Genomic DNA, 205 nt, shown 5'->3' with positions numbered 1-205 from the left:
ATGCACAGCCTGGGGGAGGAGGTCGTCGGGCTCGCGCTGCTCGTCCCCCACTATCTCGCCAACACCGAGTACCCGGAGGCGCTCCACACCTCTCTCGACGGGATCATGGCGGCGACGGGGCTGATCCTGCCGACGGACGACGTGCGGGAACAGTCGCGGCGGTTCCACGCGCAGGTCGACACGCAGATCTCCGAGAACGAGGAAT

General features: G+C 67.3%; 1 protein-coding gene. It reads left to right on the top strand.

The annotated features are described in order from the left end of the window. On the top strand, nt 1-205 hold a 205-nt coding region (locus CH42_RS16535), incomplete at both ends, for a PAC2 family protein (RefSeq protein ID WP_162231045.1).

It is taken from the genome of Leucobacter musarum subsp. musarum, assembly GCF_001273845.1.
In the GTDB taxonomy this organism is placed as follows: domain Bacteria; phylum Actinomycetota; class Actinomycetes; order Actinomycetales; family Microbacteriaceae; genus Leucobacter; species Leucobacter musarum.
The sequence above is the reverse complement of the archived record's forward strand: the minus strand, read 5'-3'. Positions and strand labels throughout refer to the sequence as shown.